The organism is Cupriavidus sp. SIMBA_020 (assembly GCF_046535395.1).
Taxonomy (GTDB): Bacteria; Pseudomonadota; Gammaproteobacteria; order Burkholderiales; family Burkholderiaceae; genus Cupriavidus; species Cupriavidus campinensis.
The window spans coordinates 1-267 of the sequence record NZ_JAWRWU010000719.1; the positions used below are offsets into that span (position 1 = coordinate 1).

A 267-nucleotide genomic window follows, 5' to 3' on the forward strand; every position below is an offset into this window, starting at 1 on the left:
TTCAGTATTAGTGTCTGAAATGTAACTTAAGAGTACATTCATTGACTTTTGAGGCTTTGCATTACATACCTCAACTCTATAGTTTGGGGAGGTAGAATTTAGCCATCTCCATTGCCCATTTTTAATTTTTTTATCAACAATATTCTTACCAATTTCATAATTTTCTTGTTCCTCTGTATGGATATCTAATAGCATGTGCCTGATTGGATAATAATTATCAATATATTCAATTGCTTTTGAGTATATAAGCTGCATCAAGCGTGATGG

General features: G+C 31.8%; 1 protein-coding gene. It reads right to left on the bottom strand.

Annotation, left to right across the window (positions count from 1 at the left end; all coding sequences use genetic code 11):
* On the bottom strand, positions 1-267 hold a 267-nt coding region (locus SB751_RS31215; RefSeq protein WP_410749172.1), incomplete at both ends, for a hypothetical protein.